The organism is Spirochaetia bacterium, assembly GCA_022482625.1.
In the GTDB taxonomy this organism is placed as follows: Bacteria; Spirochaetota; Spirochaetia; order Sphaerochaetales; family Sphaerochaetaceae; genus Pleomorphochaeta.
This window is the reverse complement of record JAKVOU010000001.1, coordinates 560377-575141: the sequence shown is the minus strand read 5'-3', so window position 1 is coordinate 575141 and position 14765 is coordinate 560377. Positions and strand designations below refer to the sequence as shown.

At 43.0% G+C, this 14765-nt stretch carries 12 protein-coding genes; 8 read left to right on the top strand and 4 right to left on the bottom strand.

The annotated features are described in order from the left end of the window. Positions 1 to 1110 precede the first annotated feature (1110 nt). From LKE40_02595 to LKE40_02580, 4 genes are all read left to right on the top strand, one after another. Positions 1111 to 2142 carry an extracellular solute-binding protein gene (locus tag LKE40_02595; GenBank protein MCH3916368.1) on the top strand — a complete coding sequence of 344 codons (1032 nt, stop codon included), beginning with the start codon at positions 1111 to 1113 and terminating at the stop codon, positions 2140 to 2142. A gap of 52 nt (positions 2143 to 2194) precedes the next feature. Continuing rightward, positions 2195 to 3778, top strand: a complete 1584-nt coding sequence (locus LKE40_02590) for an iron ABC transporter permease (protein ID MCH3916367.1) — start codon at positions 2195 to 2197, stop codon at positions 3776 to 3778. Positions 3779 to 3785: 7 nt separating this feature from the next. Then, positions 3786 to 4871: an ABC transporter ATP-binding protein gene (locus tag LKE40_02585; GenBank protein ID MCH3916366.1), complete on the top strand. Its 1086-nt coding sequence runs from the start codon at positions 3786 to 3788 to the stop codon at positions 4869 to 4871. A 543-nt stretch (positions 4872 to 5414) separates the two neighbouring features. Continuing rightward, a complete protein-coding gene (locus tag LKE40_02580; GenBank protein ID MCH3916365.1) occupies positions 5415 to 5573 on the top strand; it encodes a FeoB-associated Cys-rich membrane protein in 159 nt (52 codons plus the stop codon). Between the two features lie 190 nt (positions 5574 to 5763). Here the strand turns inward: LKE40_02580 and LKE40_02575 are convergent, their stop codons facing one another. Further along, positions 5764 to 6141, bottom strand: coding sequence for a metal-dependent transcriptional regulator (locus LKE40_02575; protein ID MCH3916364.1), 378 nt, complete (start codon positions 6139 to 6141; stop codon positions 5764 to 5766). 344 nt (positions 6142 to 6485) lie between these two features. On the opposite strand from LKE40_02575, the gene LKE40_02570 reads away from it, so the two are divergent. From LKE40_02570 to feoB, 3 genes are read left to right on the top strand one after another with little or no spacing between them, the layout of a single operon-like run. Beyond that, positions 6486 to 6698 carry a ferrous iron transport protein A gene (locus LKE40_02570; protein ID MCH3916363.1) on the top strand — a complete coding sequence of 71 codons (213 nt, stop codon included), beginning with the start codon at positions 6486 to 6488 and terminating at the stop codon, positions 6696 to 6698. 12 nt (positions 6699 to 6710) lie between these two features. Further along, positions 6711 to 6932 carry a ferrous iron transport protein A gene (locus LKE40_02565; protein ID MCH3916362.1) on the top strand — a complete coding sequence of 74 codons (222 nt, stop codon included), beginning with the start codon at positions 6711 to 6713 and terminating at the stop codon, positions 6930 to 6932. Positions 6933 to 6986: 54 nt separating this feature from the next. After that, positions 6987 to 9143 carry a ferrous iron transport protein B gene (gene feoB / locus LKE40_02560; protein ID MCH3916361.1) on the top strand — a complete coding sequence of 719 codons (2157 nt, stop codon included), beginning with the start codon at positions 6987 to 6989 and terminating at the stop codon, positions 9141 to 9143. Positions 9144 to 9969: 826 nt separating this feature from the next. Here the strand turns inward: feoB and LKE40_02555 are convergent. The 3 genes from LKE40_02555 to LKE40_02545 form a co-directional block, all read right to left on the bottom strand. Next, positions 9970 to 10971, bottom strand: a complete 1002-nt coding sequence (locus LKE40_02555; GenBank protein MCH3916360.1) for a hypothetical protein — start codon at positions 10969 to 10971, stop codon at positions 9970 to 9972. Positions 10972 to 11126: 155 nt separating this feature from the next. Next, complete coding sequence (locus LKE40_02550) at positions 11127 to 12191, bottom strand: LacI family transcriptional regulator (GenBank protein MCH3916359.1); 1065 nt, start codon at positions 12189 to 12191, stop codon at positions 11127 to 11129. Between the two features lie 220 nt (positions 12192 to 12411). Then, the gene (locus LKE40_02545; GenBank protein ID MCH3916358.1) at positions 12412 to 13149 is read right to left on the bottom strand and encodes a PHP domain-containing protein; all 738 of its coding nucleotides are present in this window, start codon (positions 13147 to 13149) and stop codon (positions 12412 to 12414) included. 194 nt (positions 13150 to 13343) lie between these two features. Here LKE40_02545 and LKE40_02540 point away from each other — a divergent pair, with 194 nt between their 5' ends. Next, the gene (locus tag LKE40_02540) at positions 13344 to 14702 is read left to right on the top strand and encodes an ABC transporter substrate-binding protein (GenBank protein MCH3916357.1); all 1359 of its coding nucleotides are present in this window, start codon (positions 13344 to 13346) and stop codon (positions 14700 to 14702) included. Positions 14703 to 14765 lie beyond the last annotated feature (63 nt).

Sequence of the window (14765 nt, the reverse complement as noted above, 5' to 3'; positions counted from 1 at the left end):
GTTGCTTTTCCATGCAGAAAAGTAATTGTCGGTACACAAGTTTACATGCCAGGGAATGTAAAGGATTAACCCTGTCAGAGGGTATCAGCTTATTTTTCCTTGTTTACTGGTTCCCATAATCTTCTACACATTGCCCAAGGATGTAAAAGAAGTATTGAGCGAGAGAAGAATATGTCTCTTTCAATTGAAATAGTGCCACTGTTGTAGTACTGCGCACGAAAGTTTAACTCTTACTAATGTTAGTTTTATTCTCGTGTGTGAGAAAGGCTTTCTTTGGAGCAAAAGGCCTACAATATTTGCTTTTATATGAGATTTCTTATTAGTGTAAAAAGAAAATTTCAAATTGGTTTTATATGAAAATAGAAAAAATTTATATTGTTTTATCAAATAAATATTATCTTATTTCATCATATGAATATAAATTATAGTATAATTCGATATAATTTACTATGCCATTGATGTTGCATTCTGCAAGACAATTAAAGCTTTCTAAAGCACTTAAGTACTTTTTTTACTTTACTAAGGGCCAACATGTCTCTTTTTACTGAATGAGTTTATATTTTCTTTGTCATGGTTATATCAGTTTTATTTGGAGTTTTTTTCTGTTGCTACTTGACTGCAATGGCTCCTTTGGATAAGATACGATTATTAGCATATGCTAACATTTTGCTGATTCAATGAAATTTCCTTTAGCTAGTCTGCACAAGTGAAAGGAATGCCAGTTGACTCGGTCTCAGCAAGATCGGATATCATATGCCATTCGTTGACAGGTGGGAAGTCCATACACGGATTCTTGTCCAAATGCTCCATTCCGTAGAATCTCCACCATTGGCCCCCGATAGTTTTCGGGGGCTCTTTTTTCCTTAACTGAGGATTTACAGGACATGTTGCTACTGTTTTACGACAGTAAGTAATGCACATAACATGAAATTAATTCATAAAGAGTGTTGTGTGAAGTCCATATATGCCTTTGTAAATTGATTCCCAGTATTTCTGGATTATCCATTTTCAGGTTTTAATTTTGTAGATTTGGGAATTTCCCCTTGACAAAGTGTTAGCTTTAGCTTACAAAGTTAGCAATAACTAATTAGTTAAATTTGTGGAGGTGTTATGAAACATACGGGATGGAAGTTTCTGTTAGTTCTTTCTGCCATGGTACTGGTTGGAAGTGCTTTGTTTGCTGAGGGAGTTGAAGAAGTCAATGAACCTGATGAAAAAATAACCGCTTATATTTCCGGCCCTTCTGCCATGTTGCAGGAACTGGAACAGGCATTTGAAAAGGATAGGGGTGATGTCTTGGATATTGTCGGACTGGGGTGTGGCCCATTGCGTCAACGGGTCTGGACTGAATTCAAGACAGGTGGCATCCGTGCGGATGTGTTCTGGGGATCTGACCCTTTGCTTTACATTGCCCTTGATGAAGCGGGAGCTTTGGATCCATATGTTCCGCAAGGGATTGAACAACTGAAACCCATATACAGGACAAAAGGCAATTATACTTTGGTCAATGAACGGTATGGTGTCATTTTATATAACACAGACTTGATGCCTGCTGACCAGGTTCCGACTTCTTTTGCGGATTTGACAAAACCAGAATATGATCATGCTGTTCTGCAGGCAGATCCTGAGCAGTCTTCTACTGCCTTGGCGTTGGTAGCAACTTTATATGACATGAAAGGAAGGAATTGGGATTACTACAAGTCTTTGGTCAATAATCACCTGTATCTGGCAAAGAAAAACAGTGCAGTTCCTTCCAAGATTATGGAAAAGGAATTCTTACTGGGTATAGCGCCTGATGACGAAGCTTTACGCCTTCAAAAAAAAGCCAGGAAAGGTGGTTATCCTTCCTCTATCGGCATTGTTTGGCCTTCAGAGGGTGCATTGGCAATAGAAAGACCGATTGCAATCAGCAACAATCCTGAACGTTCTCAGAAAAAAGAACAGCTTGCCCGTGCATTTGAAGACTTTATGATCTCAAAGGAAGCTCAGGAAATAACATTGAAGTATGAATTCATCAGCGTGCGTTCAGATCTTTCTCTCCCTGCCGGAATTCCTGACAATTTTTCGGTGCATCGCGTTGACTGGAAGTATCTGTCTGAGCATCAGGACGAAATAAAGACTCAATTCAATGCACTTTTCTAGAACTACACATTCCCCTGTACTTGTAGGTCTATGGATAGCTGCAGGACTTTTTGTGGCATATCCGCTTGCTTCTCTGTTTGTCAGTGCATTCAATGGAAGTTTGAATTCTGATGGCAGGATATTGCCGATTATCAACCTTCTTATAGATTCCCGTACATGGAAAGCTGTGGTTACATCCATCAGCATGGCAATCATTTCGACTTGCCTTACCGTATTTGTTGCCCTTGTCCTTGCCGTGCTGGTAGCAAGGACGGACATGCCAGGAAAAAGGTTTGTCCATATTTTTATTTTCATTGCTTTTGCCATACCATCTTATGTGTTGGCCTTGTCGTGGATACAGCTTGCTGGCCGGAATGGATATATCGACAGATTGTGGAACCATCTGGGATGGCATTATGGGATGACCATGATGCCATATTCGGTATTTTCCGTAGGGTTGGTATTGTCTGTCCATATGCTGCCGATTACGTATTTTGCATTGTACAATGCATTGCTTGACTATGATAGGAGTCTTGAAGAGGCAGCTTTGCTTTCAGGTGCCGGTAAATGGCATACTCTTGTAGACGTAACTGTTCCTTTGCTGCTTCCGCAGCTGGTTTCGATAAGCAGTTTGGTTTTCGGAAGGATCATTGCCAATTTTGATGTACCTGCAGCGTTGGGACTTCCAGTCGGCAAACGATTTCTTTCAACCCAGATATATGCATCGCTTTCTTCTTTGAAACTTGGGGAGGCTGCAGGCTTGTCACTCCTGCTGGTCATTACGGTAACAGCAATTTGTAGTTTCGGAAGGAAAAGGCTTATTGGAAAAAGCTTTGAGGTACACCATTCGAGTCAAAATGTTTCTGTCTGTTTTTCCTTGGGGCGTTGGCGCTTCATTGTAATGGCCGTAGTCTTGTTCGTCCTTGTCTGCCTCATAGCAGTTCCTTTGGTCTGCATGGTTGCTTCATCGTTTCTCAAGCGATGGGGATTGCCGTTTAAGTCTGAATACCTTACATTTTCCAATTATATTGAGCTGTTTTCTGACCAACAAGCTAAAGTTGCTTTTCGCAACAGTTTCTTGTATGGGGCAACCGGTATCGGTATTGCTTCGTTTATTGCTTTGCATATTTCCCTTTTGCCTGCTGATGCTTTTGGAAGAAAATACTTGGTCCGGCTTGTTTCTTTTCCTCTTTCCATTCCTAATCTTGTACTTGCTGTAGCTGCCATAACAGCATGGAACAGGAAACCGATAAGATTGTATGGTTCTGCATGGGCGATAATAGTGACTTATGCGGTACTCTTTACTCCTATTATCTTGAATAATATCAATGGCTTGGTTGCAAAAATAGATTGGGACAAGATTGCTGCAGCACGACTTGCAGGAGCTTCGCAAAGAAAAAGCATGAGGGATATTGTCTGGCCATTGCTTGAAAAAGGAATAAGAAGTGGATCTGTCCTTTGTTTCATCATAGCGTTACGGGAAATTCCCATATCGTTGCTTCTCTATGCAGCCGGTCAACAGACTGTAGGGGTCTTGCTGTTTGGCATGCAGTCCCAGTCCTATGGATTGGAAATGACTTCGACTTTGGCTGTCGTCTTGATTGGTTGCATCATGTTGTTGCGTTTTTTGATAATTTTTATCGGTAAAAGGAGCTGATCCAGGAATGTCTTTGGAAATTGACGATGTTTCGGTTACGTATGATACACAACTTGCCGTAGATAAGTTTTCTGCCAAGATAAAGAACCGGGAATTGATTGCTATCCTCGGGCCGAGCGGCTGTGGAAAAACTTCACTCCTGCGTGCAGTTGCTGGAATAGGGAAGACAGTCACAGGTGAAATTATTTTGGATGGTAGGGTCTTGTTTTCCAGCAAACGGCATATTTCAATAGTGCCGAATGATAGGAATATCGGTTTTGTTTTTCAGAATTATGCCTTATGGCCTCATATGACCATAATGCAAAATATTGCATATCCCTTGAAGTGCAAGAAGAAGAGTGTTGCAGAAATTGAAAAATCTGTAAAGGATTGTCTGGAATTGTTTCATTTGACACATAAGGGCCTGGCTTATCCTGAAGAGCTTAGCGGGGGAGAACAGCAGCGGGTATCATTGGCCAGGGCAATCGTGATGGAACCTCAATTGCTTTTGATGGATGAGCCGCTTTCAAATCTTGACGCTAAGCTCCGGATCCAAATGAGATCGCAGATTTTTACAATACAACGTAAATTTGGCATTGCATGTCTTTATGTGACACATGACCAGCAGGAGGCGCTTTCTATTGCTGACAGGATCATCGTCATGGACAGAGGAAGAATAAAACAAATCGGTACCCCTGAGGAAATCTATAACTTTCCGCAGTCAATGTTTGTGGCGGACTTTATAGGCCAGGCAAATCTTATTCACCTGACAGTGCAGCAGGCAGAAGGAAACATCATAACGGTCCTGCTGCCAGGAAATATTCCATTCAGAATTGACAGACAGGATTGTCGGTCGCTCAAGAAAGGAGAGCCTGTTGCTTTGATGCTAAGACCAGAGTATATCGCTATAGGAAAAGTAAAAGTAGGCAAGCCCAGGGCACGGATTGTTTCCAAACAATTTTTGGGAAGTTACATACGGTATGAATTGGAAATCAGCATATCCATGACTATCTACGTCCATGTCCCTTTTGCTTCCTCTTGTAGGAATCTTGTACTTGGAACAATGGTCTCTTATGTTCCGGATACCCGTTTCGCTAGGATTATTCCTCGTTGAAACTTCTTCTATCTTCATTTCTGTGAAATGATTATGGAAGATAAAGGAATTGGTGACCTTTTGAATTTGTAGACCGGAAGTACCAAAGAAATCTTACAGAGAAAAATCTTGGTTTTTTTATATTGCCTACTTGACTGCCATGAAATTTTTCCATAGTATAAAGCCGATATGATTATTAGCAATGGCTAACATTTTGGTATTTGCAAGTTAGATGCGATTAGTGAAATGAGTACTGCCAACCGACGAGGCAATACGTATTGGCTCACTGTATAAGCATCATATCATTGATGGGCAAGGGGCCATGCATAGATTCTTGTCCAATATTCCATTTTTTATCCTTGCCTTTGGCCCCCGATAGTTTTCGGGGGCTCTTTTTGCTGTTGTTAGCTTTGGCTGAAAAACTGGAAGAAGTCTTGGCTTTTGGCTTGCTGAGGATTTTTATCAGTGTTGACTTTCTTTTGCGGAAGTGTTAGATTATGCGTACAAGTTAGCAGAGACAAACAATATTGCTTCTTGTGAGTTTCTTATTGACAGGAGGGAACTATGATAAACTGGGTTATCGGAGCCATTGTATTCGGGTGTATCATCCTAGCGCTTGTCAGCGTGGTAAAGAGGGCAAAGAACGGTAAGTCCTGTGATGGTTGCTGCAGCGGTTGCAGTGCGTGTTCTGCTTGCCATTCCTGCCATATTGATAAATCCTGATTTGTTGTTTTCCGCTTTATCTCCACGGTAAAGCGGAGGGGGTATGTTTTCATTTGCCGGTCAAAGCCTTTCTATCTTTGACCGGCTTCTTTTCAATTGGCAGCCGTCAGTACCAGAATGCAGGACAGGAGACTTTCTGACATTGTCTTGAAATCAAGGCAAAGGTCCAAAGAGAACCAATCCTATATTTCTATTCTTCTTTTATTTCTTGTTTGACGTGGTTGCAGATGGCATCGAATGTTTCCTTGCTGAGGTCATGTTCAATCTTGCAGGCGTCCGTCTCTGCAATCTTGCGGTCGACTCCAAGCCTGGCAATGAATTCGGTAAGGAGCTTATGCCGACGGTAGGTCCCTGAGGCAATTTCCATTCCTGAAGCAGTCAGGCTGATTGATCCGTTAGGATCCATTGTTATATATTTTTTTTCTTTCAGCTGCTTTGTGGCATAGGTTACGCTTGGTTTCGTGACACTCAGCTTTTCTGCAACATCTACGGATCTTATATATCCATGTTCTTCCTTGAGCATCAACATCGCTTCAAGGTAGTCTTCTGTAGTTTTCTTCAATGACATTTTTGATCCTTTGGTTTCTGTATACCGACAAAATATCAATTAATTATACACAAAAATAACATTTTTCCGTTTGTTTGGTGCATTCAAGGGACATGTGCCTGCTGAAGCCAATTTTCTAGCTCTAAAAGCGACTTCTTGGATTCAATATACAATAGGTAACTGTAAAAAGCAAATTGCAAGTTACCGACAAGGCATGGTTTTTTCTTGAATTATTTTTTTCATAGGCTTGACAGGAAAAGTTAGAGGCGTTAAACTCACTTTAAGTTAGAGACGTCTAACAAACCTGAAGTGTGAACTTGGCATGCCGTTCAAAGAAGATTTCCGAGTAATCTTTAGGAGGAAAAATGATGCCATTGACTATGTCAAAGGCCGGTGAAACCGTAACGATTCATAAAATTACGGGCAATGATGCAATACGGCAACATCTGTCGGAATTGGGCTTTGTCGTAGATGGTTCTGTCACGGTGATTTCGGAGTTGTCCGGTAACCTGATACTGCAGGTAAAGGACAGCAGGATTGCATTGGGCAAGAGTATGGCAAACCGAATCATGGTATAGGAGAAGTTTATGATAAAGACATTGAAGGATGCTGGAGTAGGGGAAACGGTCAAGGTGAAAAAGCTTCTTGGAGAAGGTGCAACCAAGCGCAGGATCATGGATATGGGAATTATCAAGGGAACTGATGTATATATCAGGAAGGTAGCTCCCCTTGGAGATCCTATCGAGATCCAGATCAGAGGATATGAGTTGTCCCTGCGTCAAAATGATGCACAGCAAATTGAAGTGTTTTGAACCGACTTTATGAAAAAGTACCCTCGCTGAGGAGTGGAATGAGGAATCTGTAGAATGGAAATTAAAATTGCACTTGCCGGAAATCCTAATTGCGGCAAGACTACATTGTTCAATGATTTGACGGGTAGCACCCAGTATATCGGTAACTGGCCGGGTGTAACCGTAGAGAAAAAAGACGGCAGGTTAAGGAATCATAAGGATGTGATCATCCAGGATTTGCCCGGGATTTATTCCCTGTCACCCTATTCATTGGAAGAAGTGGTGACGAGAAGGTATCTGGTCAATGAAAAGCCTGATGCAATCATCAACATAATTGATGGGACGAACATCGAGCGTAACCTGTACCTGACGACCCAGTTGCTTGAATTGGGAATTCCTATGGTAATCGCCTTGAATATGGTCGATCTTGTCCGAAAGAACGGAGACAAGATAGATTTGGCAAAATTAGGAGAAACCTTAGGTTGTGAAATTATCGAAATGAGTGCATTGAAGGGCGAGGGTAGCCTCAAGGCTGCTGAAAAGGCGATTGAAATTGCCAAGACCCGCCAGATCAAGGAAAGGCCCCATGTATTTACTGGAAGCGTCGAACATGCAATCGCACATATCGAAGAATCAATTTCTCCTTTTGTAGATAAGAAGAATATCCGTTGGTATGCAATCAAGGTATTTGAGAAAGACGAAAAAGTCCTTGAAAGCCTGCATTTGGACCCGAAGCTTATGGCTCATCTGTCGACTCATATCACCGATTGTGAAAAAGAAATGGATGACGATGCCGAAAGCATCATTACCAACCAGAGATATGCCTATATCCAAAAAATTGTTTCAATGACAATCCGTAAGAAACGACCTGCAGGTAATCTTTCGGTTTCAGACAAGATTGACCGTATAGTGACAAACAGGATACTGGCTCTTCCTATTTTCGCTGCTGTCATGTGGTTCGTATATTATATTTCCGTTACTACCTTGGGTGGATTCCTTACTGACTGGGTCAATGATACTCTTTTCGGTGGTATTATTACCAATGGAGTATCCACTTTCCTGGAAAATGCAGGAGCTGCTTCTTGGCTTGAAAGCCTTTTGGTGGACGGTATCATCGGAGGTGTCGGTACAGTCCTTGGATTTGTTCCGCAGATGCTGCTGATTTTCTTCTTCCTTGCAATCCTTGAAGATTCTGGCTACATGGCAAGGATTGCATTCATCATGGACAGGATTTTCAGACGGTTTGGACTCTCTGGCAAATCGTTCATTCCTATCCTTATCGGTACAGGTTGTGGAGTTCCTGCCATCATGGCGGCCCGGACGATTGAGAATGAGAAAGACCGACGCATGACCATCATGCTGTGTACATTCATTCCCTGTTCTGCCAAGACTGTCATCATCGGTATGATTACGGCAGTTTTCTTCCCGCATTCAGTATGGATTGCTCCGTCTATGTATTTCTTGAGCATTGCTGTCATAGTCCTTTCCGGTATTGCCTTGAAGAAGACCAAGGCATTCAGCGGAGATCCGGCACCATTCGTCATGGAACTTCCAGCATACCATATGCCGGCATTGAAAGGAGTGCTGATACATATGTGGGAAAGATCCCGTGCGTTCATCATCAAGGCCGGTACGATAATCTTTACGGCTTGTGTAGTCATTTGGGCGCTGTCCACGTTCAGTTGGACATTCCAGATGGTTGATATCGAAAGCAGTATGCTTGCTGCAATCGGACATGCTTTTGCCTGGCTGTTTGCTCCATTAGGCTTTGGTACATGGAAAGGTGCCGTTGCTGTCATCTCGGCAGAAATGGCAAAGGAACAGGCAATCGGTACATTGGCCGTCCTGAATAAGATTGCAGCTGATGCCTCAGATGCTGCTGTTATGCAGGGTATTGCTGGAATGTTTACCACAATGGGTGCCTTCTCATTTATGATCATAAATCTTTTTGATCCACCTTGCATCGTAGCAATAGCAACGATCATCAGGGAAATGGGCAACAAGGCGTGGAGTACATTTGCAATCCTATACCAAGTGATTCTTGGTTATGCGCTTGCATTCGTTTGCTACCAGCTCGGCAGTTGGCTGTTCTTTGGTGCTTCGTTTGGCATAGGGCCGGCAATTGCTCTGGCCTTGATTATATGGGCCATATGGCTGGTCGGAAGACCTTCATATGAGAAGCGGCATCATGATAGTGCAGCGCGCATAGCCTTGGATGCCGGGAAAGCCTAAAAAGGCGCCACTTCCTATTATTGATATTTGTCTGGAAAGATGTCTCTGGCGCCGAGTATCCTCTTCAGTCAGATATATTATTTTCCATTTCAATTGCCGTCTATCGTGCCTGGCCGATGGACGGCTTTTTCAAAATTGTTCTATTGTTAGTTCATTGTTTAGTATGATATCTTAGCATATCTGTAGTATTACTAAATAATATTTATATTTTTTTACTATATAAACATTAGTTAAAAGTATAAATTAATCAATATATAATATAATTTTAATAAATTATAATAGTTATTTTATAGAATTTTATAGTAAAATATTTGTATATAACTATTTTTTTTGCTTGGTTTGTATTTGTTTTTTCAAAAAAACTTACAGATTTGATACATGAATGGCTTTTTTTCTGTATAAACTGACCGACGTGGCATATGTAAACTTGTTGCTTTGCAAATGGAACGGAACTGTTGAAGAATGAAATCAAGAGGTAAAGAAAACAGCAACTGTAACCCGCAGTCCTTGTTGTGTTGACTGGTTACCTGTATTTATCCTATACAGGAAGCTTTTCCTTTTTGAGGGAAATACACATGCCTGGGGATGCAACTTGTCTGATTCTTTTTTGAAAACAATGACAGCAGACGCTGACCTTGGATACTGTCTGCCATGATTTACAGTCATATATTTTTCCTCAGTCTGCTTTGTTTTTGAAATATTAGGGAAAATATACTCCTGTTTGCTTATCAGAAAATTTCCTATGCTGGAAGCAAGATTTCGTCGGAAACTGACTGAATCAGGACAACACCGATGCAGATTCAATTGCTTTTATCTTGTTTCAGTCCTAAGAAAGCTGATCAGGGAAGCGGTAGCTACCTTTGTTGAAATCATCAAGGAACTGATCTTCCAGCTCAAAGGCATCATCCAGTGTAGAGTATTGGGAAAGTTCGATGTCCAGTTGGTCGCAGAGCTCAGAAAACAAGCAGTATGCCCTGTCGCTTGTTACGTTCAAGGAAGAGGGCAGGCCCCGTTGCTCAATCTGGTGAAGGACATCATCAAGGATCTTATGATAGTCGTTGGAAAAGTCAATGACGAAACCGCTGCAGAGTACAGTGGCGTCTCCTTCCTCAATCAGTACATAGGCTATGGGGAATTTGCGTATGCCAAGTTTTTCAGCATAGATGTTTGCATCAGGAATGATGAACATGTGCAGATCCCAGTCAGTACTTTTCAGCTTCTTTGCATGGAGAAAAAGGTTTTGTGATTTTCCCTGGAGCCTTGGACTGGGAAATCTGTTGAACTCTTCGGGAATCTGAATGGAAGAGACCGAAAAGCTTCCACCGGACGGTGTCAGACATTTCAGCTGATCCTCGTCGCAGTCAATGCATAGCTTGTTCTGTACTGCATAGGCAAAGGCATCGAGGACGGTAGCTATAAGTCTTGCAGTCTTTTCTGTGAAGGAAAGTTGCAACGGCATGCATAGTTCCAGATGTTTGTTGAAAGTCGGGAATATGTCAGCTGGCAAAATACCTGTATCTGCTGCTTCTTCCATCTGTTTTGCCGTAGCCTCATCATTCGGAATGAAATCAATCGAGTAGCCGTACCTCATGTATTCCTTTTCAAGTGCAGCAAGGTCGCCTGTCTCATCATCCTGGTCAAGCAGGTCTACCCAGCTTTCAAAACCTCTGGCACCTTCATAAATGAAAATTGAAGAATCTTCGATGACACAGTAATGGATATCGCCATCATGTGGAATTCTCACGGCCATGACCGATCCCATGTCATAGAGTCCGAAGATTCCTTGTCCATACAGTTCCTGTGCTTTTTTATATAAGTCAGAATACATATGCCACTCCCTCAAATCCATCTGGCTTATCCTATCAGAAACCTTTGAACATTCATATTGCAGAAGTCCTGTTCCTGATAAACAATTTGCCTGTGATGGGTAAAAAACGGACACTTTCAGAAGAAGAGGGCTAATGATATGACATAAGGAAGATATCAGCGGCTCTGGATTGCCACCGGTCCTAGGGATTCCCTCATAGCCAGTTCGAAGGGTATATAGGCCTGCTTTATTTCACTCGATTTTCCTTCAAGGTAATCGAACAGCATCATAGCGGCGAGTTTTCCCTTTTCAATACCCGGCTGGCTGACTGTGGTAAGCTTCGGATAACTCAGTGCAGCCTCAGGAATATCATCAAATCCGACGACGGAAAGCTGGGATGGGACTTGGATGCCCTGTTCCTTCAGACCATAGAGTATGCCCAGGGCAACGATGTCACTCATTGCAATGACTGCGGTAATCTTCTGTCTTAGTCCAAGCAGTTTGCTGACAAGGTCCCTTCCGTCCTGGAAGGTGCATTCACAGACAAGGACGGAAACGTCAGGGGTAGCAAGGTCCAGGCCATATTGCTTCAAAGCTTCTTCATATCCCTGTCTTCTGAGGTAGGGAGCAGTCAAAGGATTTTCTGCATCAGCGGCCGTAAACAGGTCTTCGGTGAGACTGACGATGGCAAGTCGTCTGTGTCCCTTGTCCAGGACTTCTTTCATGATTTGAAAAGCTGCAAGCCTGTCATCGATATTGACCGAAGGAAGGTTCGGCGCAGCTTTGCCATCAATCGTTACGAAAGGTACTTTCCTTTTGTTCAGGAAATCGGTGACTCCAGGGTCAACATCCATGCCAAGGGCGATGAGTCCATCAACGGCAGCCAGTTTTACAGCATCCAATGCACTGGAATGAAAAGGAGGAATAATGGTAAGGGTATGTCCCTTTTGTTGGCAGACTGTAGCTATTCCTTGGATTACAAGGGAAATATAAGGGTTCCCTAATGTCGAACCTATATCCTGAGGGAGGAGAAATCCAATTGAATTGTGTTTGCGAAGAGAGAGGTTACGAGCCAAGGGATCGGGAAAATATCCTAGGCGCTCAGCCGTTTTCAATATATTTTCCCGCGTCTGGACACTGAGTCTGCCCGGATCGTTGAAAGCAAAGGAAACAGAAGTCTTTGATACGCCACATTCCTGCGCAATATCGTTGATGGTAATTCTTTTTTTGTTTTGGTTCATTGTTACTTGCTGTTGCCTTACTCCTTGTTTTTTGGATCGAGAAACTGATCTGACAAGCCACGGAAAAATTCCTGATCGGCTGGCACGGAACGTCCCCATAGCAGCTGCGCCATAGGTATGGACGGAGCAGGAACGCGGACAAAGCATGACGTGAGAATCTATTTCCGCCTGATAATCATTTCAAAAAAAAGGATTACTGTCAAGGAAATATAGAGTGAATCTAAGCATGTAGGTTGACAGGTAAGGAAAGGATGGAGTCGACAGGACCTTCAAGATCCATGCGGTCAGTGAGCAAGCCCAATTGTTTTCCTTGCCGAAGGGCCTGTACATAGTCCTTGATACTTTTCCAGCGTCTGTCGGAGACAACCCCGTAAAAATTTGATTTTCCCCTTACATCATGGATGTCAGTACCTGCGGTCATAGGAAGATGATAGGTCTGTGCATACCTGAATGCCCGTCTGTCGTTTTCTTCCATATTTCCAGCATTGGCCACTTCCACCCCATGTACGGCATAAGGGTAAAGTTCAATTGAACTTATATAGTCCCGTGTCCTGAAGGGATGGGCCTGTACCATGGCTCCTCCTGCTGCCTGGACTTCTGAAAACAATTGCTCATGTGAAAAGCCCATGATCTGCGGATGGTTTTCCAACCATGCCTTGTCCAAGCCATAGACCAGGTACTCATCATTGCCAAAACAATGTTCCCAGCCGAAAAAGACGTCAAGTCCAAGTTTTGAACCGGCTTCCTTTGTCTTTTCATAACTGCTGCAGAATGCTTCGACACGCGCTTTCCATGGCAACGTCTTGTCTATTGATGAGTTTCCATTGAAGAAGTGATCGGTGACAATGATACCTGCAAATCCTGCATCAAGGTAAGGCTGGATATACTCTTCCGGTGCAGATATTGCACAGGCGCTGGCAACATTCGTATGCAGATGCGTTTCGTAACGGTAGGCCATTCTTTTCCTCCCGGCAACCGACGAAGCTGTTGCCGTCGCCTATGGATAGCACATTCCGAGTTTTTTTTCAATGAAGTCGTACAGAACGATTTATTCTGGTTGACCGATTTAGAAAACCGATTTACTATGTGTCCTGGAAGTTGAAAATTTGTATTTCAACGAAATTGAAAACAACACATACAAAGGAGAAGATGATGAGAAAAACATTTACTGTCATTGCTGCCGGACTGTTGCTGCTGTCAAGTTGCCTGTGGGCGAACGGACAGTCGGAGACACCCTCTGACGGAGTCTATTTCTTGAATTTTAAATCAGAAATAACGAAGGTCTATGAAAATCAGGTTATTCCTGCTTTTGAAAAGGAAACCGGTATCGACTTGAAAGTCGTAACTGCTGGTTCAGGTACCTATGCTCAGACTCTGAAGAGTGAAATGGCAAAGAGTGTCCCTCCGACTGTTTTTCAGACGAACGGTCCTGTAGGACTTGCAACGGACAAAGACAATGCAATGGATCTCAAGGACACTGATTTCTATAAATTGCTAGCAGACAAGTCGATGGCTCTGACTGCCGATGGCAAGATTGCCGCAGTACCCTATGCAGTGGAAGGCTATGGCATCATTTATAATGATAAGATCATGAGGGCATATTTTGCCTTGCCTGACAAAAAAACGGCTGTTTCAAGTGTCGATCAGATCAACAATTTTGTTACTTTGAAAGCTGTAGTCGAGGATATGACCGCCCATAAAGCTGAACTTGGCATAAAGGGTGTCTTTGCTTCTACTTCAATGGCAGCAGGTACCCAATGGAGATGGCAGACCCATTTGGTCAATATCCCGCTTTACTATGAATTTGCCGAGAAGAAGGGATATGACGATCCTGTGCTTGCCGGACTTGCTTCTCCGACCATTACCTTCAAATATGGGCCGCAGATGAAGCAGATCTTTGATCTGTATATCAATAACAGTTGCACTCCTGCCAGTTTGCTTGGCTCAAAGTCCGTGGATGATTCCATGGCTGAATTTGCTCTCGGGCAATGTGCCATGGTACAGAACGGCAACTGGGCAGCCAGCCAGATCCTTGGTGTTGATGGGAACACCGTTGCAAATGATGATATCAGGTTCATGCCTATATACATGGGAATTCCAGGAGAAGAAAAACGTGGCCTGTGCATCGGAACGGAGAACTATCTGTGCATCAACAGCCATGTCTCTGCCCAGGCTCAGAAGAATTCGGACAAATTCCTGAGTTGGCTGTTCTCCTCCAAGACCGGCAAGCAGCTTTGCATCGGTTCCTTGGGCTTCATTACACCGTTCAACTCATTCTCAAAGGATGAACTTCCGGCAGATCCCCTTGGCAAGGAAATCGTCAACTGGATGAACAAACCTGGTCTTACTTCAGTTCCATGGGCTTTCCAGGCTATTCCGAGTGAGAACTGGAAAAATGATTTTGGAGCAGCCTTGCTCAGTTATGCACAGGGACAGGCTTCATGGGATCAGGTCATGAAAACGGCTGTCAATGATTGGGCAAGTGAATACAAGCTTACCCATACCAACTGATTGCCTTCAGATCAGTTTTCATCTTGCATGCCGTCCTCTGGCAACTGAGGATGGCATGCACAT